We start from the raw sequence: 23,273 nt of genomic DNA on the forward strand, positions 1-23,273 counted from the left end.
TTACTTTTATGCTGTTTGAAACTGCATGCTTTTCAATTGTTCCAAATAATCTCTTTGGTTTGATAATCTTGGAATTTTATGTTGCCCACCCAGTTTGTTTTTTCCTTTTAGCCAGTCATAAAATAAATTTTTCCGGGCTATATTAATTACTAACGGATTTAGCGTCATGTTATTGTATCGTTTCGCTTCGTAATCAGAATTTAAGGATTGTATGGATTCATCCAGTGCTTTCTGAAATTGAGATACATCAGTAGGATTGATTTTAAATTCAATCATCCACTCATGGGCACCTTTTTCTTTCCCATTCATAAATACAGGAGCAACGGTATAATCAACTACTTCCATTTGGGTCATTTTACAGGCTTTGGCAATAGCCTGATCCGTATTTTCGACCATCAATTCTTCACCAAAAACATTGATATGATGTTTGGTTCTACCCGTAACCCGTATTCGGTATGGATTCAATGAGGTGAAACGTACTGTGTCTCCTATCAAATAGCGCCATAAACCGGAATTGGTAGTAATCACTAATGCGTAGTTTTTGAATAGTTCTACATCGGTCAAACGAATAATTTTTTGATCTGGTGTCCCAAAAGTATCCATAGAAATAAATTCATAGAAAATTCCGTAATCCAGCATTAATAATAATTCACTGGAATAATTTAAATCCTGTATGGCAAAAAATCCTTCGGAGGCATTGTATATTTCGTAATATTTAAAATCTTTTGTCGGGAGTATTTTTTTATACTGTTCTCGATACGGTTCAAAATTTACGCCGCCATGAAAATACACTTCGAGATTGGGCCAGATTTCGAATAAATTTCCTTTTCCGGTTTCCTCCAGCATTTTATTCATTAAAACTAACATCCACGAAGGAACGCCGGCAAAACTGGTTACATTTTCGTTTTTCGTTTCGTTTATAATGGCTGCGATTTTTGTTTCCCATTCACTCATTAGTGAAATTTTACTGCTTGGCGTGCTGCTAAACTCAGCCCAAATAGGCATATTTTCTATTAATATTGCTGACAAGTCGCCAAAAAACGTATTGTTATCTTCATAGATTTGTGAGCTTCCGCCAAGGCGAAGACTTTTTCCAAGAAAAAGTTCTGATTCTTCATTGTTATTTAAGTACAAACACAACAAATCCTTACTTCCTTTATAATGGCAATCTTCCAGGGCTTCATTGCTTACCGGAATAAATTTACTTTTGGCATTCGTTGTTCCGCTAGATTTTGCAAACCATTTTATAGGGGTTTCCCAAATAACATTTTGTTCGCCTTTACGTGTTCTCTCAATCAGCGGTTGTAATTCTTCATAAGTAGAAATAGGAATTCGATCAGCAAAAGTGGCATAGGAATGTATCGAAGCATAATCATATTCTTTGCCTAAAACAGTGTTTTTTGATGACTGAATTAAATTCATAAGCAATTCTTCCTGAACCTCGTTCGGGTATTTTAAGAAAAGTTCGATCTGATGGATGCGTTGTTTCAGAACCCAAGAGGCAAACGAATTGATTATGGTTAAAGGCATATAGATTTCAGATTGTTGATTAACGATTTTAGATTTCAGATTTTTTTTCTATCGGAAAAAGACTGAAATTTAAGATTTGAATATCGATGGACAAATGCTAACTTTGTCAAAGTATCAAAAATAGTGTTTTTTTATAAAAAACAATTCTATATTATAGTAAAGATTTAAACTCATAAATCGGTAATCAACAATCTAAAATCGCAATGACTTACGAAGGTGTACTTACAAAAATGCAGACTGAATTTGGAAACCCAATTCAATATTATTTAGTTTTTGAGAATAGTTTTTTGAATTTGAATCAGTTGTTGAATAAAAACATCGAAATTAATTTTGTAGGACACAAATGTTTGAATTGCGCAAAGAAGAAAAAGATATTCCGTCAAGGATTTTGCTATAATTGTTTTTATTCAAGTGCTGCTGTGGGAGACTGGATTATGAAACCCGAATTGAGTACGGCCCATCTTGGAATTCAAGATCGGGATTTGGTATACGAAGAAAAGGTTCAGTTGCAGCCGCATATTGTGTATTTGGCTTTGTCGAGCGAAGTAAAAGTAGGGGTGACAAGGAAGACTCAAATGCCAACCCGTTGGATTGATCAGGGCGCAACCCAAGCGATTTCGATTGTGGAAGTTCCAAACAGGTATTTGGCCGGGATTACTGAGGTAGCTTTGAAAAATCATTATGCCGATAAAACTAATTGGCGTAAAATGCTTACTAATAATGTCGAGCAAATCGATTTAATCACTGAAAGATTGAAAGTGGAGCATCTAATACCAACAGAAGTTCAGGAGTATTTCTATTCGCAAAAAAATGATTTATATGAAATGGATTATCCCGTTTTGCACTATCCTAATAAAGTAAATAGTTTGAGTTTAGATAAAACACCTCATTTTCAAGGAATACTCACTGGAATAAAAGGGCAATACCTTCTTTTTGAAGATGGAACAGTTTTCAATATCCGCGGTTCTGAAGGATATGTGGTGACGATTAATGTATAAAGCGAACGCCTATTTGTCTTAAAGTTAAGGATTTTTGATTGAAGAGTAGCGATTCTCGATTTCAGATTTTTGTGATAGTAAATAAAAACCATCGCTTTACAGATCTTACACACCTGAAATCAAGAATCGTTAATCAAAAATCTGCAATCAAATTTGTCGCTTTATCCTTGACTTATTGATATTGTCTGGAAATAGTTTAAGGTGTTGTCTTGGGTTCTTCTGTTTTTTTCTTTTTAAACAATCCATTTAATAAATCGGTGGCTTTGGTTTTTACAGCATTCGTAGTTTCTTCCTTTGTTGTAGGAGTTGCTGTTTTTGCGGTATCGCTCGGTTTCTTGTTTTTATTGATATAATCAGTTAAAGCCGAAGTTCCTTGTTTTACTAAGCGATCCTTTTGTTGATTCACTAATTGAGTTGTTAACTTGGTAACGGCACTATTTATATCTGTTGATATTTTTGGATTGGTGAAGTTTCCGGTTAAAATGGCATTTATAGGAAAATTTTCCAATTTAGCAGCATCAGCAGGAGACAATTTAGCAATTAATGCATTGGCTTCGGAACCTAGATATTTGGCTGGAACATCAAATTTGATATTGTAATTCATACTTTGATCAAAACCATGAGAACCGCCAATTGTAGCTTTAATATCTTGGTATTTGATGTTAAATGGTTTTACATTCACTTTTCCGTCTTTGAACGTAATGGCTGCTTTCAAATCATTTAAATTGATTTTACTTATATCAATGAACTTTAGATTAGAGCCTAAAGCCGTTAGCAAAGTTGAATTACTCGAATTTATAGTGGTTGAAAGTAGCTGGCCCAATAAATCTCCGGTCAGTGTTTTCAAATCAGGAGTTAGTTCGGTTGCGTCAAGATTTCCGTTCAATTTGATGTTGGAATTTAACTTACCATTGATAATTCCTGCAATTGGTGCAATTTTTTTCAACATATCAAGTTCCGTAAAAGATTGCGCAATATCCACTTGGTTTAAATTCAGATTCATATTGAAAACTGGCGTTTTTCCTTTTGTGGAAACGGCTCCATTTACACCAATTGTTCCTCCAAAAATTGATGTTTTTACGTTTTCCAAAGTTACTTTTTCATCCTTTACAATCAATTTTCCAGAAACATCTTTCAAGGTCAAATTATCATATAAAACCGTAGTCGCTTTTGCGGTAAGCGTACAATTTAAGAAAGCTGGAATCTTCATCGCTTCCGCTTTTTTAGTGACAGTTTTAGTTTCTTTGCTAGTTGTCATAAAATCATCTACAGCTAATTGCTTAGAATTCATGTTGAAGTTTCCTCTTAATTCTTGGTTTCTAAAAATAAACCCGTAAAAATTCTCTAGAACTCCCGTTACACTTATGTCGCTTTTACCCGTTGTTGCATTAAGCTCCTTCAAATTCACCTGACTCGGATTAAACTGAACTAAGGCATTGCTAATGTTCATTGTTTTGCCGTTTTCATCTACATAGTTGAAACCGGACAAACTCATCGTTCCTGCATTATTAATATTTTGATATTGACTTTTCTCTACGGATTGCATATCAAATTTTGTCGTTACATCCGCGTTTAAAATTCCGGATAAAGGCTTGTCTAACTTTATAGGATACGCTTTGGAAAGATTAGCCAAGTTGATGGTTCCTTTTAAAGCCGCATCGACAATTGCATTTTGAGTTATATTTTTAATATTGGCTTTAGTATTGAAAACATCCTGATCTATTTTGAAAGAAAGCTTTTCAAGGTTGACATACGTATCGTTCAGAATTCCTGTTTCATTTATTATTTTAGTGTCAATAACAATGTTTTGAACCGATTTTGGTAAATTAGGATATTGAAATGAAGCATTGTTTGATGCAATTTGAATATTGAATTTCGGAACAGTAGTGTCAGAATACAATCCTTTTGCAAAACCCATAACGGAAAAATCACCAGTTGTTTTCACATTGTCCAAACTTGCCGCATAAGCCGCCGGAATAACGCCCAAGAAATTTTTGAAAGAAGACGTTGGTGTTTTGAATTTCAAATCATATTGTTGACCCGCTTCCACCATTTGAATAAACCCATCAAATTCTAATGGCAATTGATTGACCAGTACTTTGTTTTGTTTAAAAGTATATTTACTTTTTTCTAAATCAATACCCAAAACGGCGTCTAAAGTCAAAGCGATATCTTTCATATAATTGATTTTATCCATGTCCAGCGTGACTTTTGCTGTTGACTTGGTAACCAAATCCATTTTTTTTGCGGCAAAATCTCCGGTTCCTTCGTGGTTTAAACTATCAATTACCATTTTGATTTTTGAACTTTGGTCGAAATACCTGAACTTGAAATTTTCTATTTTATAATTTTGAATTTTTAACGATAAAGGGCTGCTTTTACCATCATCGTTAGTGTTTTTATCTTTCAGTGCAATGTCATAATTCCCTATTCCGTCTTTATTGAATATGATATTGATTAACCCATTTTTTGAAGTTATTCCGTCAATATTCATCGCTTCGTTTTTACCTTTAAAAAGCTCTGTGATAGACATTTTTAAATTCAGCTCGCCAAATGAAACTAGAGTGTCGCCTTCAAAAGGGGCTTTGTTAATAATGACTAACTTATCGAGAGTTACATTCGCGTTTGGGAAATTTTTGAATAAACTCAAATCGGCATCTGAAAATGAGACTTTAGCATCTACTTTTTCATTGATAGCTGTGGCAATTTTGGCTTTTATTTGATCTTTAAAAAAATAGGGAATGGCAAATAAAGCTGCTGCAAGTAGGACAATTAGGATCCCAATGATTTTTAAAATTTTCTTTAGCATAATTTTCTTTCTTAAGATTTTATAAGTTTATCAAAAATGGTACCTTCTTCCCACAAAAATAACGGATTATAATTTAAGACATTTGTAATGTTTTCATAAATAACGAAATACGCCCTTTTTCTTTGTAAAAAAAATCCGTTTAAGTTTGAGCTTAAACGGATTTTCTATTAGATATTATACTATTTATTTAATATTAATTTCAAAAGGCATGATGGCTTGAACGCCTTTCTCAGATTGAAATCTTTTTACTTCTTCTATTATTTTATAGTTTTCTTCCCCAATTTCTTCCTTAATAAAAGATTCTTTAGACTTACCAAATGGCAGATTAGCTAAAAGAGCATTGAAGTCTTTTTCGTATTCAGGATAGTTTTGTGTGGAGTAAGTGTTTGTTTTTGCTAAAACAGCAGCTTCATGAATTGCATCATTCAAGCCTCCAATTTTGTCTACAAGTCCAATTTTAACTGCCTCAGAACCTGCCCAAACTCTTCCTTGTGCGATAGCGTCCACTTGTGCAAAGGTCATTTTTCTTCCCTGTGCGACATGCGTAACAAAAGTTTTATAAATATGTTCAATCTCTTCGAGGGTAACTGCTTTTAATTTTTCATCTAAAGGGACAAAAGGACTATATTTAGCAGCATTTTTATGTGTTTTTACTTGTTCTACATTTATCCCGATTTTCTTTGTCAGTTGACTGAAATTAGGTAATATCCCAAAAACACCTATTGAACCGGTAATGGTGTTGTTTTCGGCAAAAATTTTATTTGCGTTGCAAGCAATATAATACCCTCCTGAAGCGGCGTAATTCCCCATCGAAACTACAACGGGTTTCACTTTTTTAGTTAATTCAACTTCTCTCCATATCAAATCGGATGTTAAAGCACTTCCACCGGGACTATTGATTCTAAGTACAATGGCTTTTATGTTCTTGTCTTTTCGGGCTTCTTGTAAGGAACGACGCATCGATCCTTCCCCTATAACATCTACATCACCTTCCCCGCTACGAATTTCGCCTTGAGCATAAATAACAGCAATTTTGTCATTGGCATCGGTGTTTTTTGAAGTAGTCGCTACTTTTTTAGCATAATCCAAAATAGATACTTTGTTATACTCTTCGTCTTTTTCTACTTTTAATAGATTTTTAATCGCATTATGGTACACATCTTCGTAAGCCACAATATCGACTAAACCTTCTTTTTTTGCCATTTGAGGAGTTCTTGCCAAAAGTCCGTTTGCAATTTCGTTAAGTTTTGCGATCGAGACATTTCTGCTTTTTGAAATTTCTGTTACAACAGAATTCCAAATAGAATTCAATAAAGCGGAAGTTTGTTCTCTGTTAGCATCGCTCATTTTATCTTCTAGAAAAGGTTCAACGGCACTTTTGTATTTTCCATGACGAATAACTTCCATTTTAACACCTGATTTTTCCTGAAAATCTTTAAAAAACAAAATTTCGGCAGACAATCCTTTAAAATCCATTTCCCCTACAGGATTTAAATAAATAGGTTTGGCTACTGAATTTAAATAATATTCTTTCTGTGAATACGAATTGGCATAAGCCATTACAAATTTACCTGATTTTTTAAAATCCTCTAAAGCATCTCTCAAAGCTTTACTTTGGGCCATTCCTAATTGGGATTCGTCATTCAAAATAGAAATTCCTTTAATATCATCGTCTGTTTTTGCTTCTTCAAGAGCACTGATGATATCAGTAAGACCTATGTTTTTTCCATCAGAAAAAATGGTAACCCAAGGATCTTTGAATTTGCCGGCATAATCATTTTTTATGTCTTCTAAATTTAATTCGATAACTGAATTATTTTTTACGCTAATTCCTTCCGATTCACCTCCAAAAATGGCTCCTATAATTAATATTCCAAAAAAGGACAGCATAAAAAAGATGAAAATACCTATGATGGTCGCCAACACATTTCCTAAAAACTTCATATTTATATTTTTTTAATAAGTCTAAAAAGAGGTTGAATTGTTACAAATTTTAGGTTTTATTATTCTAGAATTAGTTATCAACACTCTTTGCAAAGATACTTCTATTCTAAAATTCTTTTAGTTAATTTGTGCTTAATATGAAATCACAGCATCAAGTTATTTTATCGATAGGAAGCAATCAAGGAAACCGATTAGAAAATATCGAGCGTTGCTTGCAATTGCTTCACCGGGAAGTGGGAACGGTAATCAAAGTTTCTAGGTTATATGAAACACCATCTTGGGGTTTTGACAGTGATGCATTCTATAATTGTGCATTAGTGATTCACACCTTTAGCGCTGCTAATAAAATTCTGGCTCAGGTTTTGAAAATTGAAAAACGATTGGGACGCATTCGTAGTGAAGAATTAGGGTATCAATCTAGAATTATAGATATTGATTTGATTGCTTTCGATTCAGCAATTATTGAAACCGAAAAACTTCAGATTCCACATCCATTAATGCAAAATAGAAAATTTGTTTTGTTGCCCATTCAGGATTTGAATTTAGATTGGAAACATCCTATTCTAAAAAAAACAATATCGGAATTACTTGAAATTTCTCCAGATCAAAGCGTTTGTAAAGTAGTACAAGATTTAGAAAGTCCTTTGCGAAATATTACTTTGGAACAATTTAATTATGTGGCTTTTGAAGGGAATATTGGAGCAGGAAAGACAACCTTGGCTATGAAAATTGCCGAGGATTTTAATGCAAAAACAGTTTTAGAACGCTTTGCAGACAATCCATTTTTGCCTAAATTTTATAAAGATCAAAATCGATACGCTTTTCCGCTTGAAATGTCATTTCTCGCCGACAGATATCAACAATTATCAGATGATTTAGCTCAATTTGACTTGTTCAAAGACTTTTTGGTAGCCGATTATCATATTTTTAAGTCTTTGATTTTTGCCAAAATAACACTGGCCGAAGATGAATACCGTTTGTATCGGAACTTGTTTGATATCATTTACAGAGAAATGCCGAAACCAGATTTGTATATTTATTTGTACCAAAATTCAGAGCGTCTTTTACAAAATATTAAAAAGAGAGGCAGAAGCTACGAACAGAAAATTCCAGCAGAATATTTGGATAAAATTAATAACGGATATCTTGACTATATTAAATCACAAACGGAACTAAATGTTTTGATTATTGATGTGTCTAATCGGGACTTTGTAAAAAATCAAGCCGATTATCTTTATATTTTAGATCAAATTCAGCAGAAAATCAGTTAATAGAAATTAGAAATAGTTATCTTTTTAAAGAAAAATGACCTTTTGCTTCTCTGCCATCTTCTAATTTTAAGGTAAACCAATAATCATCTGCTGGTAAAGGATTGCTATTAAAAGTACCATCCCAACCCTGGTTTAAATTGGGAACCCATTGTTTGACGAGTTTTCCGTAACGGTCAAAAATGTAGATTATTGATTTGGTATTGAACGTTTCATTCACTCCTTTTACACTCCAATAATCATTATAACCGTCATTGTTTGGCGTAAAGAATTTTGGTGCGCCTATAACGGCAATAGTTTTGCTAATTATGCCGCAGCCATTTTTGTCTTTGATGAAAATTTCGTGAATCCCTGCGGGTACTTTGTCAAAAAAATTTGAGTCTTGCCAAAATCCACTAGGTTCGTTTAAACTATATTCATATTTCCCTTTTCCTGTTACTTCTACAGTTACTGTATTTATATCGGTCAAATCTACAATATCAATACTTTTGATATGTGCCAAATCCGAAGCGGTAACTTTTATGATTCTAATTCTACTGCAACCTGAACTATTTGTTACTTCGACAGCATAATTTCCTTCGGCGTTTACTGAAAGAATTGGGGCTATTTCGCCAATCAAGATAGTTTCGTCTTTTGACCAAATGTAAGTGTAATTGCCTGTTGGAGACCCATCCTGAATTCCAGCATCAAGTGTTACAAAAAAACGGGGAAGATTAGAACAAACCAATTCATTTTCACTACCATTGGCATTCAAGTTAATTTTCGGTATTGGATTAACAACAAAATTTAAAGTTGTGGTGGTAGTGCAAGAAGTGTTTAGTGTATTTATTACTGTTGCAGTGATGTTTTGAGTTCCTGTTGTAAAAGTGGGTGAAAAATTTGAAAGTACAGTTCCGTTTTGTAAAGAATAAGTCACCGTCATTCCGGTTTGTCGGCCTAGAATAATGGCTTCGAATGTTGAAGTGTCGAATGCAAATTTTCCGTCTTGATTCAAAGGATCTGCTTCATCATCGCAAACTGTAGTTAAGGCAGGGGAGATTGCAAATGCCTTAGGTGAAATGTCTACAATAAAAGGAATGCTTGTTTCGTCATAACATTTTAAAGTTGTTCTATTAGTTACAACGGCTTTTATAGTTTGAGAAGCGGTTGTGAAAGTATTCGGAAACGGACTTGGCAACGGATTATTGTTTTGGTCAAAATAAGTAACAGTAACATTAGTAAGCATTTGTCCTTTTAATAATTTCGATTCAAGGGTACTAGTGTCAAAAATGAATATTCCATCTTGATTGTCATCACATTGTCTTGGAATTATAACTGAACTAGCAATAGGTAAAGCTTCGACTTTTAAAGTAATGTAAGGCCCTAAACCAACGCAAGCGTTATCTAGACTACTTTCAACCCGTACCCAAATATCTTGAGAATCGCGATAACCAATATTCCTGTAATTTGAAATATCCGCAATTACATTGAGTTCGGCTAAGGCATCAGCCTGGTTTCTGTAATAGTTTATAGTGTAAACTTGATTTATGGGGAGTTGACTTTGTATTGTGGCTTTCGTCCAAGAGAAATCAAAAGTTGCAATTCCGTCTCTGTTATTGTTAATAGCGTCTAAAAAATCATCGCAAACAGGAGGAACTGTGATTTTATAAGTTGAAAGAAGATTAGTAGCAGGAACTTTTAATGTTAATTTGGCAAGGCTAAAACAACCAGTATTTTTGCTAACTCTCGCCCAAACATTCATTGTCGATGCTGTTGTATTTTCGAATGCCAAATCATTTGAAATTAAATCGGTTGTAAGACCACTATTAGCTCCTGATTGTGAAGTATAATAAGTGAAAAGTTCATTGGTATAATTTTTGGAAATTAGGTTGTTATTTACGGTCAAATTAAAAAGAGTCTTTCCGTCAGGAATCAAGTCAGTATCGCATTGAATAATTGTTACATCGTTGACAATTGGCAAAGGATTAACAACAAAATTCAAAGTTGTAGTTGCGGTGCAATTTGTGTTTGCTGTATTTGTTACTGTTACTAAAATATTTTGAGTTGCAGTTACAAATGGATTTGGGAGTGGACTTGATAATGGATATCCATTATCATCAAAATATTTAACTGTCATTCCTGTTTGTCCTTTTAGAATGGAAGCTTCAAATGTAGCAGTGTCAAAAGCAAATTTACCATCTTGATTTAATGGGTTTGGTTCGTTATCACAAGTTGTGGTTAAGGATCCAGGAACGGCAAAAGCTTCGGATAAATCATCTACGATAAAATTAATAGTTGTTTCGTTAGAACAGTATAAAGAATAGTTGTTTGTCAAAACAGCTTTTATGGTTTGTGATGTTGTTGTGAAACTAGCCGGAAAGGGACTAGTTATCAAATTTCCGTTTGAATCTTTTAGCGGATTATTGTTTTGGTCAAAATAAGAAACGGTTATGTTTGTTTGATTTCCTAATAAAGTTGTCTCAAGAGAAGCAGTATTAAAAGTGAATATTCCATCTTGATTGTCATCACATTGTCTAGGAATTATTACCGGATTTGCAATCGGCAATGGATTTACAGTTACTATAATTGGAGTTCTCGGAGTACAGCCGTTATCAATATAATAGGTTGTCGTGGTATAAAGTGGTGGAGTCGTAAAACTATTGCCAGTCCCAAGAGAAACTCCATTTGTTACAGTATCATACCAGTTTATTGTTCCAGTTGTAGAACTTGCTTGAAGTGTACATGTCGCTGAAGCACAAAAAGGGCTTGGTGTTGTCGTTGTAATTTTTGCGATTGTTATTGTAGTACTTGCTGAGATATGAATATTATGAACATCTCCTGTTACCATTCCGCCATATTCGACGATATAACCTTTTGATTGATAATTTCCGGATGAATCACCCGCTAATTGTAGATCGTTCCAAGATCCTGGAATTCCAATTCCAGGAGCGGTAATATGAGCGTAATCTTCATTGTTGTTAGAGTTGTTTGGTTCATTTGTATTCCAAAAAGCAAAATTCGTTGTGGAGCCATTTGCAGCTCCGTTCCAAAAAATAGTTCCTGTTTCTGGACCCGTAACCCATTTCCACATTCCTTCTGTTTCAGAATCACTTCCTCCAATCCAACCATTTCCTGGAGCTTGTGCTCCTGCCAATTGTGCTTCATCAGCAGCGGTTAAGGTTGCTAAATAACCCTGTAATCCGTAATAATAATTTACTGGGGATTCGGCTGCTATTTTTGCATCTGTCCAATAGATTCCCGGACTAGAGATATATCGATAAAAATGTTTATTTCTAGGCAAATAATTGGCTTGGCCTATGGTAATCGAAAAATTACGAATTCCAGAAGGTGAAGCTGATGAATTGTAAAATTGTACATCTTTAATTGCTGATATAAAGTCGGTATAGGATATTGGTATTCCTGTAGGACTGTATAATTTTAATTTTCCTGAAGTAATATCCCAAATTGTCATAATTGTTGGGTGTGAACTTGGGTCGGCTAATGTTAATTGGTCTTGTCCGTTAATATAGCCTGATGAAATTTGAATATAAATGGCATCAGTACTAGTGTCATCTTGATTAGTTATTTTAAGATCAGTTACGATTTTTATATTGGTTTGAGGGCAATAGATTTGATTTCCTGTTGCCGTAATTATTGGGGCGGCATTAGAGGCTTTGCTACAGTTTTGAGAATAACTGGCGAAAGCGTCTTTGTTTGGCCAATTGAGGTCAGAATATGCTTTGTTATCTACTAGTATGCAAGCAAGATTGGGATTGTTTATCAAACTAATACTTGTAAGCTTTGTGTTATTGCCGTTTTTTAAATTTAAAGTTGACAATTGGTTAATATTGCAATTCAAAGCTACCAAATTTTTATTATTTGATAAATCTAAATCGGTTATCTGGTTATTATAACAGGAGAAAACTTGTAAATTGGTGTTTTTCGACACATCCAAATTGGCTACTTTATTTGATCCGCAAACCAATAAAAGTAATTTAATGTTTTTAGAAACATCTAGAACCGTCAACCTATTAGAATGGCAATATAAATTAGTTAAAACTGTATGTTTGGAAAAGTCTAAATTGGTTAGCAGATTATTTCCACAATCTATAAATTGTAAATCCTTATTATTAGATAAATCTATAATAGTCAATTTATTATCACTACAATCTAAACTTTGTAATAAAATGTTTTTTGAAATATCTAATTTCGTTAATTGATTAAAAGAACAAGTTAAACCTAACAAACCTACAAAATCCTGAATGCCAGTTAAATCTACAATTGCGCCACTATTAACTTTGAGAGAAGTTACTCCGTTTACATTAATAGTTAGTACCTTTCCATCGGGTGTACCGGTATCAATGCCCTCTCTAATCAATGCTTTTTCAAAATTCACATCTGGAATTGCAGTATATTGAGCATACCCAAAAAAATTAGAGAATAGTAAAACGATAAAGAGTATTTTTTTCATAAAATAATCGAAAAAAGAAATAGGATGAATTCGAATTTTAACAAATCTACAAATTAGAACTCATTTTTTTGAATAAATCCCAAACCACAATCCCTGCACTTACCGAAATATTTAATGAATGTTTGGTCCCTAATTGTGGAATTTCGATACATCCATCGCATAATGCCACAGCTTCCTGAGAAACACCATACACTTCGTTTCCAAAAACTAAAGCGTATTTTTTATTTTTTTTAACTTCAAAATCTTGAAGAAAAATCGCGCTTTCTACTTGTTCGATAGCAAGTGTGGTAATATTTTCTTTTTTTAATTTTTCAATAACTTCAAGAACGCTGTCGTTATGTTCCCAAGTCACAGTTTCGGTGGCGCCAAGTGCTGTTTTATGGATTTCTTTGTTTGGAGGTGTTGCTGTTATGCCGCACAAGTATATTTTTTCTATTAAAAAAGCATCAGCGGTTCTAAATACGGAACCGATATTATGTAAACTTCTAATGTCGTCTAACACTAAAATAAGGGGTGTTTTTTCCGATTCTTTAAAAGCTTCTATAGTTTTTCTTTCGAGTTCGCTGTTTTCCAGTTTTCTCATATATTTTTGGATTTTACTTCAATAAAAAAAGCTTCCTAAGTTAGGGAAGCTTTTTTATTATAAATTAATGTAGAATTTAGCTTTTTGCATCATCTCCTAAAACGGTTCCCTTTATTGTAAGAACTTTAGTTGGTTGTCCAGCCGCATTTGAAGTTACAGTTACAGTTTTTGTAAATGCACCGATTCTATCAGTAGCATATTTAACCCCAATAATACCTTTTGCCCCAGGAGCAATTGGCTCTTTTGGAGTAGTTGGAACAGTACATCCGCATGAACCTTGAGTATTTGTAATAATTAATGGCTTGTTACCATTATTAGTAAAAACAAATTCACGTTTTCCATCTGCATTGTGTGCAATTGTTCCGTAATCAATAACTTCAGTTACAAATACCATTCCTGCACCATCTACTTTTGAATTTGAAGCTTTAGCAGTTGTCGCTTTTATTTTTTTTGTAACCTTTGATGTCTCTTGTGCATTAGAAACTGTAAGCCCTAATACTAATAATAACGCTAGTGTAACTATTTTTTTCATTTTCTTGTTTTTTTAATTAGTTAAACAAATTTAAAGAAAAAATCATGCCATTAGCTTAATTTTTTCTTAAAAAATTTAATTTTTTGAAGTGTTACTTATTCGCATTAAAATATTTAAATTCGCTGACACATTTTTTTCATTTTTTAAATATAAAATAACTTGGCATCTAAAGAGAAAACGGTTAAAGAAACGCCTTTAATGAAGCAATATAATGAGATCAAAAGGAAATATCCGGATGCGTGTTTGTTGTTTAGAGTAGGGGATTTTTATGAAACTTTTGGAGAGGATGCCGTACGTGCTTCAAAAATTCTCGGAATAACATTGACCAAAAGAGGGGCAGGTTCAGAAACGGAGACTGCACTGGCAGGTTTTCCGCATCATTCTATAAATACGTATTTACCAAAACTAGTCAAAGCGGGACTTCGTGTCGCTATTTGTGATCAGCTCGAAGATCCAAAAATGACCAAAACCATTGTGAAACGAGGTGTTACGGAGCTAGTAACTCCTGGGGTCTCTATGAATGATGAGGTTTTACAATCTAAAACCAATAACTTTTTAGCCTCTGTTTTCTTTGCCAATAAATCAATAGGGATTTCATTTTTGGATGTTTCTACTGGGGAGTTTCTTACAGCGCAAGGAAATGCAGAATATATTGATAAGTTATTGCAGAATTTCAATCCAAGCGAAGTTTTAATTCCAAAAAATAATAAAAATGATTTTCGAGAAATTTTCGGAGATGACTATCATAGTTTTTACTTAGAAGATTGGATTTATAAAGAAGATTATGCATTCGAAACCTTAACAAAACATTTCCAAACCGTTTCCTTAAAAGGCTTTGGAATAGAAGAGTTGAAAGAAGGGACAATAGCTTCGGGAGCAATTTTGTATTATTTATCCGAAACGCAGCATAATAGAGTACAACATATAACTGCTATCCAGCGTATCGCCGAAGATGCTTATGTCTGGATGGACCGATTTACAATTCGAAATCTGGAATTGTATCACAGTTATAATCCAAACGCGGTGACGCTTCTCGATGTGATTGATAAAACGCTTTCGCCAATGGGTGGGCGTTTGTTAAAAAGATGGCTGGCTTTGCCGTTAAAAGACAGTAATAAAATAAAAAGCCGTCATCAGGTTGTTTCGTATTTAAAAGAAAACCAAGAGGTTTTAAAGAACATTCAGAATCAAATTAAGCAAATCTCAGATTTAGAGCGTTTGATTTCAAAAATTGCTGCCGGAAAAGTATCGCCCCGTGAAGTGATTTATTTAAAAGAATCATTAGACGCTATTATTCCGATAAAAACCTTGGCTTTAGAAAGTCCGCAAGAAGCAGTAAAAGTAATTGGTGACAGTTTGCACAGTTGTGAATTATTGCGTGAAAAAATTAAAACTGTTTTAAATCCAGATGCTCCCGTGGCTATTGCCAAAGGAAATGCTATTGCCAAAGGAATCAATGCTGAGTTAGATGATTTACGGGCGATTTCAACTTCAGGAAAAGAATTCTTGGAAGGAATAGAAAAAAGAGAATCACAATTGACAGGAATCTCTTCTTTGAAAATTTCCTTTAATAATGTTTTTGGATATTATATCGAAGTTAGAAACTTGCACAAAGATAAAGTTCCTACTGAATGGATTCGAAAGCAAACTTTGGTCAATGCAGAGCGTTATATTACGGAGGAATTAAAAGAATATGAAACTAAAATCCTTGGTGCTGAAGAAAAAATTCATAAGATAGAAGTAGAGTTGTTTGAACAATTGGTGAGTTGGATTGCCACTTATATCAAGCCGGTTCAAATGAATGCAAATTTAGTAGCGCAATTGGATTGTTTGTGTTCTTTCACGCAATTGGCTATCGAAAATAAATATGTTTGTCCGGAACTGGACCAAACATTCGAACTGGAAATCAAAAACGGAAGACACCCGGTTATCGAAAAACAATTGCCGGTTGGAATGCCTTATATTGCCAATGATGTTTTCTTGGATCGTGAAACCCAACAATTGATTATGATTACGGGACCCAATATGTCTGGAAAGTCGGCTATTTTGCGTCAAACCGCATTGATTGTACTCTTGGCTCAAATGGGAAGTTTTGTTCCTGCTGAAAGCGTGAGAATGGGGATTGTAGATAAAATATTCACCAGAGTAGGAGCAAGTGATAACATTTCGATGGGAGAATCTACCTTTATGGTCGAAATGAATGAAACGGCTTCAATCTTGAACAATATTTCCGATAGAAGTTTGGTGCTGTTGGATGAAATTGGTAGAGGAACGAGTACATATGACGGAATTTCAATTGCTTGGGCAATTGCAGAGTTCTTACACGAACATCCTTCAAAGCCTAAAACATTATTTGCAACGCATTATCACGAGTTGAATGAAATGAGTGAATCGCTGCCAAGGATTCAGAATTATAATGTTGCTGTCAAAGAATTGAAAGATACCGTGCTTTTTATTCGAAAATTAGTAAAAGGAGGAAGTGCGCATAGTTTTGGAATACATGTTGCTAAAATGGCCGGAATGCCTCAAATTGTAATTTTGAAAGCACAGAAGCTTCTTAAAAAATTAGAAAAAAATCATTCCAGTGAAGCGCTGAATGGAATTAAAGCTGCAAAAGACGAAATGCAAATGAGTTTCTTTAATCTGGACGATCCTTTGTTGGAGGAGATTAAAGAAGAGATTATAAGTTTAGATATAAATACCATTACGCCTATGGAAGCGTTGATGAAGCTAAATGAAATTAAAAGAATGCTGACTCGAAAATAATTTATTTTGTTTTAAAGTTTACGTTATCAGAAAGTTAACTTTTATCTGTAATTTTTTTATAAAAAAGGCTTGTGTAATTCAATAAATGTCCTAAATTTGCATCCGCAATACAGAACAAGTATTGCGGTTCTTTTTAAGAATTGAAAATGCGAAAATAGCTCAGTTGGTAGAGCGCGACCTTGCCAAGGTCGAGGTCGCGGGTTCGAGCCCCGTTTTTCGCTCCAACACCACATACTGCTCGGATGGTGAAATTGGTAGACACGCTGGACTTAAAATCCAGTGAACAGCAATGTTCGTGCGGGTTCAAGTCCCGCTCTGAGTACTAAAAAAGCTTCAAACTATGTTTGGAGCTTTTTTTATTAAACAATTTTTTAAATCTATTTTATTTATATGATTTATTCTAAAAAATTAGACTGATACTAGGTAGGAGCTACGGATGATGTGCAGAAAAGACTGGGTGAACATAATCAGGGTTTTATAATAAGCGTTTACTGTAAAAGGATTATCATGGAAGTTAGCTTAAATTTATAGTGTGAATTTAGTGTGAAAGCTTAAGGATTAGAAAAATTTTTGAAAAGAATCAAGTCTAGAGTTTTTTGGAGAAAGGCATAGTTAATCCGGGTCTTTTATTAGGTACAAAATAAAATATAATTTTCAAACGGATTCAGCTCCGTGTCTTCGGAACGGTTCTGAGTACTGAAAAGCTTCAAATTATGTTTGGCGCTTTTTTTTTTATTTTATAACAAATCTATTTTAATTTTAGAATGTCAATTTAAATAGCTGCTATTGTGGTGTTTTTATCGTGGCATGGGTAAAGGGAAGCATGTTGTTGGTGAAAGTTGGTTTTTAATGATTCGGTGTATTTAAAGATGTATTATGGGGGCTTTTGTGATTAGTAAAAGAAATAATGACGCGTATAAATTTGTTTTTACTTCTAGAAAAGGAAAAATTATTTTTACTAGTTTAAGTTATGAACTTAAGTTTGAGTGTGAAGAAGATATTGAAAAGTTTAAACAAGACATTGCATCAGCTGATTTTTTTAAGTTTAAGTCTTCTAATGGGAAATACTTTTTTAAATTAATGTCAGGAGGGAATCATTTTGCGACAAGTAGAAAATATACCACTTCGTTGCGCCTGCAAAAAGGAATAAATGAAATTGTGCTTTACGGTTCAAAATCGGAAACATTAGATTTTTCGGAGAATGATTTTGTTTTCTCTGATTAAGATTTAGAAAACAATTTTTTTGTTATTTATCATAGGCTTTAAAAAAAAAACACTACTATAAATAATTAAAAAAGCCATCTCGTTAAACGGGATGGCTTTAAAATTTTTAGAATTTGAGTTCTAATTATTTTTTTGCAGCGTCAGTTGCAGTTTTTGCAGCGTCAGTTGCAGTTGCAGCAGCTTCAGTAGCTACAGCAGCAGCAGAATCAACAACTACAGCAGCAGAATCAACTACAGCAGCAGCAGAATCAACAACTACAGCAGCAGAGTCAATTACAGCAGCGTCACCAGCAGGAGCGTCAGCTTTTTTACATGATACAACAGTTAAAACAGCAACAACAGCTAAACTTAAAAATACTTTTTTCATCTTACTTTATTATAAAAGGTTAATTATTAATTCGTGGCAAAGATATAAATTTTTTAATATGTAAAATATTTTTTTATTTTTTTTTTAAAAAATAATATTTTTCGTCAACTTTCTCATTTACACCAACTATTATGCCAGAAGGCTAACCAAGTGAAATATAGTATTACTAATTTAATGAACGATACTCTTACAAACTTTTTTATAATCCAATTTTGAATAGTATCAATGCTTCTTACAGGAAGTTATGAAAATATTGCTTAAATAATGGGTATATTTTTATAAAAAAAATATTTAGATTAATATACGGTTAAGAAATGGTTTTTATAAAAAAAGTATTCAAATATTAGCGTGTTTCAAAACTTGAAATGGTATTTATAATCACATTAGTAGCGCCTTTGTTCATTTGTACAAAAGTGCTGCAAATATGTCCTCTTTCATGTCGTTCTATCTCGTTTAGGATTAAGTTTGTTAAAGCAAAATCAAGTTCCTTTTTATTGGAAACAGAAATGCAGCCTTCCAGATTCATCAAAGCAGTCGCTTCGGCAAAATGGGAATAGTTTGGCCCTATAACTATTGGCACGCCAAAAGTAGCCGGTTCAAGGATGTTATGCACACCAGGATTTCCAAAGCCACCACCTACATACGCAATATCGGCATAACTGTATATTTTAGTCAGAATCCCAATGGTATTAATAATCAGAACATCATATTCAGCAAGAGCAGCATTTTCCTTTTCAGAAAAAAGAAGGGTTTTCTTGGTAATGCTATTTTTTAACTGTTGAATTTGTTCGTCTTTTATGTTATGTGGTGCTATTATAAATTTGACATTGTAATTATTCGAATTTATAAAATCGACTAATAAATTTTCATCTTTTGGCCAAGAACTACCAATTACAACAGTTAAAGTATCGTTTTTAAAATTAGCAATGAAATCCAAAGTGTTGTCTTTTTCTAAAATTGCAGCAACTCTGTCAAAACGAGTATCTCCCGAAACTGCTGCATTGGTTTTGTTTAATTGCAGTAATAATTTTTTGGAGTTTTCATTTTGAACAAAAAAATAAGTGAACGTATAGAGGGCTTTTCTATAAAAGCCACCGTACCATTTAAAGAACATTTGATCCTCTCTTAAAATTCCTGAAACTAAATAAGTTGGTATATTCTGTTTCTTGAGTTCGTTCAAATAATTCAGCCAGTATTCATATTTGATGAAAAAAACTAAATCCGGATGAACAAGTTTCAAAAACTCTTGTGCATTTTTTTTAGTGTCTAAAGGCAAATAAACTGTGAGATCAGCAGCGGTATTGTTTTTACGAACTTCATATCCCGAAGGCGAGAAAAAGGTAACCACAATTTTATGTAATGGAAATTTTTCTTTTATTTTTTCAATAACAGGCAATCCTTGTTCATATTCGCCCAACGAGGCAGCGTGGAACCAAATTGTTTTATCAGAAGGTTTTATTTTTTGTTCTAAAGTAGGAAAAATAACTTTACGACCTTCAACAAAAAGTTTGATTTTGGGACTGAAATATGCTATGATTTTTAATGAAAAACCAGCAATTAGAATAATAAGATTATAAAGAAAAAGCATCATTGAAATTTTGTGGCTAAAATACGTTTTCTTTATATTAATTTCTTTCGAAAGAAATATTTAAATTTTGGCTGTCAGGAACCCATTTTTTTATTTTATTGGAAGCCTATTTTTTAATGTGGGTTTCATTGGTTTAAACTCATTAAATAACTATTTTTGTTTTTCGTTTTAAGAAAGTGTTTGTTGTTTTTAGAAACCTTAAACTTTCGAACTTTAAACAAAATTTCAATGAAAAAAATCCAAATGGTTGACCTAAAAAGTCAATATGATAAAATTGCAGCCGTTGTAAATACCTCTATTCAGGAAGTTTTAGATACCAATACCTATATCAACGGTCCTCAAGTTCATCAATTCCAAAAATCTTTAGAAGAATATTTAAACGTTAAGCATGTAATTCCTTGTGCTAATGGAACCGATGCCTTGCAAATTGCGATGATGGGATTGGATTTAAAACCGGGTGATGAGGTAATCACTGCCGATTTTACTTTTGCCGCAACCGTGGAAGTGATTGCTTTATTGCAATTAACACCTGTTTTAGTCGATGTGGATGTACATAATATGAACATTTCCATCGAAGGAATTAAAAAAGCAATTACGCCAAGAACTAAAGCTATTGTGCCGGTCCATTTGTTTGGCCGTGCCGCCAATATGGAAGCAATTATGGCTGTTGCCAAAGAGCACAATTTATATGTTATCGAAGATAACGCTCAAGCTATCGGAGCCAACTGTAAATTTTCGGATGGAACCAAAAAGAAGGCTGGTACAATTGGACACGTTGGTTCAACTTCATTTTTCCCGTCTAAAAATTTAGGCTGTTATGGTGATGGCGGTGCTATTTTTACTAATGATGATGCATTGGCCCACAAGCTTCGCGGAATTGTAAATCACGGTATGTATGAGCGATACCATCACGATGTAGTAGGTGTGAATTCTCGTTTAGACAGTATTCAGGCAGCGGTTTTAAATGCTAAATTGCCTTTATTGGATGAATACAGTAAAGCAAGACAAGATGCTGCCAGAAAATATTCTAAAGCTTTTGAGGGGCATAAAAATATAATTGCACCAAACATTTGTGATATATGTGATTGCCATGTTTTTCATCAATACACCTTACGCATTATCGATGCCGACAGGAATGGTTTAATGCAACATTTATTAGATAAAGGAATTCCTTGTGCTATTTATTATCCAATTCCGTTGCATTCTCAAAAGGCTTATTTAGATTCAAGATACAAAGAAGAAGATTTTCCGGTAACCAATCAGTTAGTAAAAGAAGTGCTTTCTTTACCAATGCACACCGAATTAGATGAGCAACAAATTAAGTTTATTACTGATAGCGTCTTAGAATTTTTAAAGTAAATACTATGAAATATTTTTTTGCAACTTTTGCGGTGATTTTATTTCAATTTTCAGGTTTTGCTCAAAATAGTTTCCCTAATAGAGAAGAAAAGACTGTTGCTTCTCGTGTCGAAATTTTGCGTCAAGCAATGATTGATGCTGATGCAGATAAACTTACAGCCTTAACTTCAAGAGATTTAAGTTACGGACATTCGAGTGGACTAGTACAAAATCAAGCTGTTTTTATAGAAAAAATTGTGAATGGAGAGTCTGATTTCGTTTCGATTGAATTCCAAAATCAAACAATTAATATTACTGGTAATGTTGCCATAGTTCGCCATAATTTGGCTGCTCACACCAAAGATGGCGGAATTGATAAGGATATAAAAATTGGAATAATGCTCGTTTGGCAAAAGCAAAAAAACAAATGGTTGTTAATCGCCAGACAGGCATTTAAATTACCGTCATAAAGAATAAAGATGAAAATACTAGTAACAGGAGGGTTGGGTTTTATCGGTTCGCATACTGTGGTCGAATTGCAAAATCAGGGTTTTGAAGTAATCATTATCGATAATCTTTCGAATTCATCTTTGAAAGTACTGGACGGAATTCAGAATATTACTGGAAAAGTTCCAGCTTTTGAAAAGCTGGATTTGCGCGAAAAAGAAAAAGTACAGGATTTTTTCAAAAGACAGCACGATATTTTAGGAGTGATACACTTTGCGGCTTCAAAAGCTGTTGGTGAAAGTGTTGAAAATCCATTGTTATATTATGAAAACAATATCAACACCTTGGTATATCTACTTCAAGAATTGCAGCAAAAGCCAGAAGCTAGTTTTATTTTTAGTTCGTCATGCACAGTTTATGGACAAGCTGAGAAAATGCCAATAACTGAGGATGCATCCATTAAAATGGCTATGTCTCCTTATGGAAACACCAAACAAATAGGGGAAGAAATAATTAGTGATGTAGCCAAAGTAACCACAATTAATGCGATTTTGTTGCGTTATTTTAACCCGATTGGAGCACATTCATCTGCTGAAATTGGGGAATTACCTATTGGTGTTCCACAAAATTTAGTGCCATTTATTACCCAAACCGGATTGGGATTGCGAAAAGAATTATCCGTTTACGGTGATGATTATCCTACTCCAGATGGGACAGCAGTGCGGGATTATATTCACGTAGTCGATTTGGCGAAAGCCCACGTTATTGCTTTGCAACGACTATTGAATAAAGAAAATGCTGCTAAAGTAGAAACTTTTAATCTGGGAACCGGAACCGGAAGTTCTGTATTAGAAGTTATCCACACATTCGAAAAAGTAAGCGGTAAAAAATTACCTTACAAAATAGTTGCTCGTAGAGAAGGAGATATTACTTCGGCTTACGCCAATACGAATAAAGCGAATACTATTTTGGGGTGGAAATCAGAATTCACACTGGAAGAGGCCATGGCGAGTGCCTGGAAATGGGAGCAAAAGATTAGGAAATAAGAAAAAGGAGGCAGTCAATGACTGCCTCCTTTTTTGAATTATTTTTTTACTGATTCTTTCAATTTTTCAGCGGCTTGATTCATTTTTTCAGCTCCTTTTTCAAGAACCTCCCCTGTTTTAATCTTGGTAGAATCAGCTGCGGCGTCAACTTTTACAGCTGCCGTATCTATCGCTTCCTCCATTTCATTTCCAATAGCTTCGGTAGCCTCTTTTACTTCTTCTTTTGTTTCTTTTTTACAAGAAGTAATTAAAGTTGCAACTAATGCTAATCCTAAAAGTGCCTTTTTCATTTCTTTTATTTTAAAAAATTATAATAGATTGAACTCATTCAATAAAGATAAACAAAATCCCCACAAACATACGTTTATGAGGATTTTGTTTAT

16 protein-coding genes and 2 tRNA genes are annotated in these 23,273 nt (G+C 33.7%); 9 read left to right on the top strand and 9 right to left on the bottom strand.

Translation table 11 applies throughout. The features are described from left to right. Window positions 1–6 precede the first annotated feature (6 nt). Entirely contained in the window at window positions 7–1,530 is a 1,524-nt protein-coding gene (locus ACM55G_RS04460) for a GH3 auxin-responsive promoter family protein (protein ID WP_416842703.1), read from the bottom strand. Window positions 1,531–1,733: 203 nt separating this feature from the next. Here ACM55G_RS04460 and ACM55G_RS04465 point away from each other — a divergent pair, with 203 nt between their 5' ends. Next, window positions 1,734–2,528, top strand: coding sequence for a DUF2797 domain-containing protein (locus ACM55G_RS04465; RefSeq protein WP_416842704.1), 795 nt, complete (start codon window positions 1,734–1,736; stop codon window positions 2,526–2,528). A gap of 196 nt (window positions 2,529–2,724) precedes the next feature. Here ACM55G_RS04465 and ACM55G_RS04470 read toward each other — a convergent pair whose 3' ends face one another. Then, on the bottom strand, window positions 2,725–5,337 hold the full coding sequence (locus ACM55G_RS04470) for an AsmA-like C-terminal region-containing protein (protein ID WP_416842705.1): 2,613 nt from the start codon (window positions 5,335–5,337) through the stop codon (window positions 2,725–2,727). A 183-nt stretch (window positions 5,338–5,520) separates the two neighbouring features. Then, window positions 5,521–7,281 (bottom strand): signal peptide peptidase SppA, encoded by a 1,761-nt coding sequence (gene sppA / locus ACM55G_RS04475; protein WP_416842706.1) that lies wholly within the window; start codon window positions 7,279–7,281, stop codon window positions 5,521–5,523. Window positions 7,282–7,418: 137 nt separating this feature from the next. Here sppA and folK point away from each other — a divergent pair, with 137 nt between their 5' ends. Continuing rightward, on the top strand, window positions 7,419–8,552 hold the full coding sequence (gene folK / locus ACM55G_RS04480) for a 2-amino-4-hydroxy-6-hydroxymethyldihydropteridine diphosphokinase (protein WP_416842707.1): 1,134 nt from the start codon (window positions 7,419–7,421) through the stop codon (window positions 8,550–8,552). 16 nt (window positions 8,553–8,568) lie between these two features. Here the strand turns inward: folK and ACM55G_RS04485 are convergent, their stop codons facing one another. The 3 genes from ACM55G_RS04485 to ACM55G_RS04495 all read right to left on the bottom strand — a co-directional run bounded on the left by ACM55G_RS04485 (window position 8,569) and on the right by ACM55G_RS04495 (window position 14,114). Then, on the bottom strand, window positions 8,569–12,999 hold the full coding sequence (locus tag ACM55G_RS04485) for a T9SS type B sorting domain-containing protein (protein ID WP_416842708.1): 4,431 nt from the start codon (window positions 12,997–12,999) through the stop codon (window positions 8,569–8,571). 46 nt (window positions 13,000–13,045) lie between these two features. Beyond that, window positions 13,046–13,582, bottom strand: coding sequence for an RNA methyltransferase (locus ACM55G_RS04490; protein WP_416842709.1), 537 nt, complete (start codon window positions 13,580–13,582; stop codon window positions 13,046–13,048). Between the two features lie 76 nt (window positions 13,583–13,658). Then, window positions 13,659–14,114: a DUF1573 domain-containing protein gene (locus ACM55G_RS04495; RefSeq protein WP_416842710.1), complete on the bottom strand. Its 456-nt coding sequence runs from the start codon at window positions 14,112–14,114 to the stop codon at window positions 13,659–13,661. 159 nt (window positions 14,115–14,273) lie between these two features. Here ACM55G_RS04495 and mutS point away from each other — a divergent pair, with 159 nt between their 5' ends. The 4 genes from mutS to ACM55G_RS04515 all read left to right on the top strand — a co-directional run bounded on the left by mutS (window position 14,274) and on the right by ACM55G_RS04515 (window position 18,104). Continuing rightward, complete coding sequence (gene mutS / locus ACM55G_RS04500; protein ID WP_416842711.1) at window positions 14,274–16,880, top strand: DNA mismatch repair protein MutS; 2,607 nt, start codon at window positions 14,274–14,276, stop codon at window positions 16,878–16,880. Between the two features lie 148 nt (window positions 16,881–17,028). After that, a tRNA-Gly gene (locus ACM55G_RS04505) sits at window positions 17,029–17,104 on the top strand. Between the two features lie 12 nt (window positions 17,105–17,116). Then, a tRNA-Leu gene (locus ACM55G_RS04510) sits at window positions 17,117–17,202 on the top strand. Between the two features lie 554 nt (window positions 17,203–17,756). Further along, a complete protein-coding gene (locus tag ACM55G_RS04515) occupies window positions 17,757–18,104 on the top strand; it encodes a DUF1508 domain-containing protein (RefSeq protein ID WP_416842712.1) in 348 nt (115 codons plus the stop codon). A gap of 124 nt (window positions 18,105–18,228) precedes the next feature. Here the strand turns inward: ACM55G_RS04515 and ACM55G_RS04520 are convergent, their stop codons facing one another. Together ACM55G_RS04520 and ACM55G_RS04525 are read right to left on the bottom strand one after the other, a co-directional pair. Further along, on the bottom strand, window positions 18,229–18,471 hold the full coding sequence (locus ACM55G_RS04520; protein WP_416842713.1) for a PG1828 family lipoprotein: 243 nt from the start codon (window positions 18,469–18,471) through the stop codon (window positions 18,229–18,231). 343 nt (window positions 18,472–18,814) lie between these two features. Next, entirely contained in the window at window positions 18,815–20,059 is a 1,245-nt protein-coding gene (locus ACM55G_RS04525; RefSeq protein WP_416842782.1) for a 3-deoxy-D-manno-octulosonic acid transferase, read from the bottom strand. A gap of 228 nt (window positions 20,060–20,287) precedes the next feature. Between ACM55G_RS04525 and ACM55G_RS04530 the strand changes: the two genes are divergently transcribed. Genes ACM55G_RS04530 through galE form a run of 3 tightly spaced genes read left to right on the top strand, consistent with a single transcriptional unit; the run spans window position 20,288 to window position 22,890 of the window. Next, window positions 20,288–21,418, top strand: a complete 1,131-nt coding sequence (locus tag ACM55G_RS04530) for a DegT/DnrJ/EryC1/StrS family aminotransferase (RefSeq protein ID WP_416842714.1) — start codon at window positions 20,288–20,290, stop codon at window positions 21,416–21,418. A 5-nt stretch (window positions 21,419–21,423) separates the two neighbouring features. Beyond that, a complete protein-coding gene (locus ACM55G_RS04535; RefSeq protein WP_416842715.1) occupies window positions 21,424–21,867 on the top strand; it encodes a nuclear transport factor 2 family protein in 444 nt (147 codons plus the stop codon). Window positions 21,868–21,876: 9 nt separating this feature from the next. Continuing rightward, window positions 21,877–22,890: a UDP-glucose 4-epimerase GalE gene (gene galE, locus ACM55G_RS04540; RefSeq protein ID WP_416842716.1), complete on the top strand. Its 1,014-nt coding sequence runs from the start codon at window positions 21,877–21,879 to the stop codon at window positions 22,888–22,890. Between the two features lie 38 nt (window positions 22,891–22,928). On the opposite strand, the gene ACM55G_RS04545 is transcribed toward galE, so the two are convergent. After that, entirely contained in the window at window positions 22,929–23,180 is a 252-nt protein-coding gene (locus ACM55G_RS04545; protein WP_416842717.1) for a hypothetical protein, read from the bottom strand. Between the last annotated feature and the right edge of the window lie 93 nt (window positions 23,181–23,273).

Source organism: Flavobacterium algoriphilum (genome assembly GCF_048158655.1).
GTDB lineage: Bacteria > Bacteroidota > Bacteroidia > Flavobacteriales > Flavobacteriaceae > Flavobacterium > Flavobacterium algoriphilum.